The sequence below is a fragment of the Duganella callida genome, from assembly GCF_004614165.1.
In the GTDB taxonomy this organism is placed as follows: domain Bacteria; phylum Pseudomonadota; class Gammaproteobacteria; order Burkholderiales; family Burkholderiaceae_D; genus Rugamonas; species Rugamonas callida.
Map to the genome: position 1 here is coordinate 1 of NZ_SPVG01000216.1, position 3,162 is coordinate 3,162.

The window sequence follows — 3,162 nt, forward strand, 5'->3', positions numbered from 1 at the left end:
CGTTTGACGCGCCTGGCGCCGCGGCGCCCGGCGCGGCTGACGCCGTGGCCGGGAGCGGCACCGAACCGCTGCCGGTCAGCGCTGCCTTGTAATCCTGCGGCGCGTAGCACAAACCTTTTTCCGAGCAGCCCTGCCCGCTGGCAAGCAGCGTGAACGCGCCGTTGACGTCGACCGGAATCGTGATGGTCACGCTTTTGCTGTAGGTTTCGACATCCTTGCCAAACGTTTCATCGAAGTGGATCTTGCCGGGCGGGATGACCGGCGCGCCGAGCCTGGCGCCCACCGCGCTGAACTTGAAGCGTTCGCGGTACATGTAATAGCCATCGGCGATCTGGTACGTGACGGCTATCGTGTGACCATCGGTCATGCGGGCCGAAAACTTGAACGCTTCGGCGGGGTCGAGGAAATCTTCAGCGCGGGCAGGCTGCAACAGCAGTGCCATCAGGGCCAGCAGCGGCGCGATAAAGCGGACAAAACGTAACATGAGAACCTTCTTCAGGACTTATTCATTGGAGCAACAGCCATAGTACACCGAGCGCATTTTTCCCGCCTGAGCGGGGACTTAAAACATTGTTTCATGCGAAACTCAATCTTTTAACCCGCACTGGAGCATGCCCATGTCATCGATACGTCCCCTGCTGTTTTCCGCCTTGGCGCTGAGCGCACTGCCCGCCGCGGCGCAGGCCCCGGCCAAGGCGCTGAACGCGGTCTCGGCCCAGGATCTGCTGGCACACATCAAGACGCTGGCGTCCGACGAATTCGAAGGGCGCGGCCCCGGCACCGCCGGCGAAGACAAGACCGTCGCCTACATCGAGCAGGAATTCAGGAAGCTGGGCCTGAAACCGGGCAATCCAGATGGCAGCTGGGTGCAGAAGGTGCCGATGCGCGGTCTGAAACCCGCGCCCAGCTTCAGCTACACCATCGGCGGCCGGAAGATCGCGTTGAATTTCCCGGATGACTACGTTGCCCATTCGACCAGCCAGCCGTCCACCGTAGATGTGAAGAACTCCGAAATCGTGTTTGTCGGCTACGGCGTGCAGGCGCCCGAATATGGCTGGGACGACTACAAGGGCGTCGACGTGCGCGGCAAGACCATCCTGATGCTGATCAACGACCCGGCCATCCCCGATCCGAACAATCCGGCCGAACTGGACCCGAAGATGTTCAAGGGTAAAGCGATGACCTATTACGGCCGCTGGACCTACAAATATGAAATTGCCGCCAAGCTGGGCGCTGCGGCCGCCATCATCATTCACGAAACCAAGCCGGCGGCCTATCCCTGGGATGTGGTGCGCAGTGGCGGCGTGGCAGAAAACTTCGGCCTGATGCGCAGTGGCGACGACCCCGACGCGCCGGCCATACCGGGCTGGATTCAACTGGATAAAGCCAAAGCCATGATGGCCGCCGCCGGCTACGATTTCGATACGTTAAAAAAGCAGGCATTAACCAAGGAATTTCGTCCGGTCAGTCTGAAAGGTACGGCTGATTTTCATATCGAGAATATCGCACGTAACGTGAATTCGAATAACGTCGTGGCGAAAATCGAAGGCAGCGATCCCCGGCTGAAAAACGAATATGTAATTTACAGCGCGCACTGGGACCATCTGGGCGTGGATGAGAAATTACCAGGTGAACGCAGCAAGCAGATATATCATGGCGCCCTCGATAATGCTTCCGGCATTGCCGCGTTAATGGAATTGGCTAAAGCCTATAAAGCGCTGCCGAAAGCGCCGAAACGTTCGATACTGTTTATCGCCACCACGGCGGAAGAGAAAGGCTTGTTGGGTGCCAAGTATTATGCCAGTCATCCACTGTATCCACTTAAAAAAACGGTGGCGAATATTAATATCGACGGTATCAACGCGTGGGGCAAAACCGCGCAGATCGAGAATGTCACGTCCGGGCATTCGGACATCGATGCGCTGGTCGAAAAATACGCCAAGGCACAGGGTCGTTTGATGGAAACCGATTCCCGCCCCGAACTCGGCAGCTTTTACCGCGCGGACCAATTGGAGTTCGCCCGTGCCGGTGTGCCGGTCTTATATACCAAAGCGCGCAGCCGTTATGTGAATAAGCCCGAGAATTACGCGCATGAAGTGGTGGATAGCTATGTCGCCCATGATTATCACCAAGTGAGCGACACTTTCCGCAATGACTGGGACTTCAGCGGTGGCGTGCAGGATATCCAGGTGCTGTTCCAGGTCGGCCTAGATATCGCCCAAGGCGTGACGCCGGCCTGGAACGCCGGCTCCGAATTCAAGGCTGCCGGCGACCAGCGTCTGAAGTAATTTCACGCCAGAAATTAGTTGGCACACGCCAATTTCTAGCATGTGCCAAGCTTAGGCTTCCATGAATTCCAGCGCGCCACACCGCAGTTACCTCGCGGGAGGCGCGCTTCCGCCACCATCACTTCCGCTTAATCGGGTCTGGCCATGGGCGCACGGTGCGGCTACGCCATTTTTCCCGCGTCGAAAAGCGTGGGCGTGACTTTGGATATCCGGCACATTATTGGGTAAAACACTTCGCTGTATAAATTCAGCGAAAATTTCGCGAATGATCGTACGATCAACAATCCCAAGTACATAAAATGAAGGCGCGATGCAGATCGAAATTCAGTTTATTGCTGTTATCATTCCAGCGTCCGCACCACCCACCGGATCGATAAATATCTGATTAAAGCCCGGATCATATTCTTTTTGTGTGGCGGGATTTATCCTTGGCGATTCACCCGGTTCCAGCTGCATGGGGATATATCACCACGCCGGTGATATCGCTGATAATCAAGAAGCCATCGGCCATCAGGCCGGCGTAACTAACGGTGGACTAAAGTCCAGAAGCCTCGCACCGTCTCCTCCAATCAGAAAAACCGGCATTTCAGATTCAGCGTTGCGCTGCGCGGTACGGCATAAAAGGCGTTCAGCTTTCCGTCAAGTAGAAATAGCCGAAGGCGGCTTCATGCTTGCCGCCGAACACGTCGAAATTGTCCTGACATGCAGCCGGCCGCGTTCTGCTCCGGCACGCCGCACAGGTACAGCAGATGGGAATCGGCGCGGCGGTCGTGGCCAGCGGCGTCGCGCTACACGCCTTATCTGCTTTTAGAGCGTCAGGGCGAAAAAAAAGGTTCATCGCGGATTACCGGGATGAACCTGTTGTAAACGCAAG

The 3,162-nt window shown here is 56.7% G+C and carries 2 protein-coding genes; one reads left to right on the top strand and one right to left on the bottom strand.

The annotated features are described in order from the left end of the window. On the bottom strand, window positions 1-484 hold a 484-nt coding region (locus E4L98_RS22030), incomplete at its 3' end, for a protein-disulfide reductase DsbD N-terminal domain-containing protein (protein WP_205746805.1). 133 nt (window positions 485-617) lie between these two features. Between E4L98_RS22030 and E4L98_RS22035 the strand changes: the two genes are divergently transcribed. Then, on the top strand, window positions 618-2,288 hold the full coding sequence (locus E4L98_RS22035) for a M20/M25/M40 family metallo-hydrolase (protein ID WP_135203690.1): 1,671 nt from the start codon (window positions 618-620) through the stop codon (window positions 2,286-2,288). Window positions 2,289-3,162 lie beyond the last annotated feature (874 nt).

Excerpts from the sequence above, each read along its gene's own strand:
- E4L98_RS22035 (WP_135203690.1), top strand. The coding sequence starts at position 618 with ATGTCATCGATACGTCCCCTGCTGTTTTCCGCCTTGGCGCTGAGCGCA.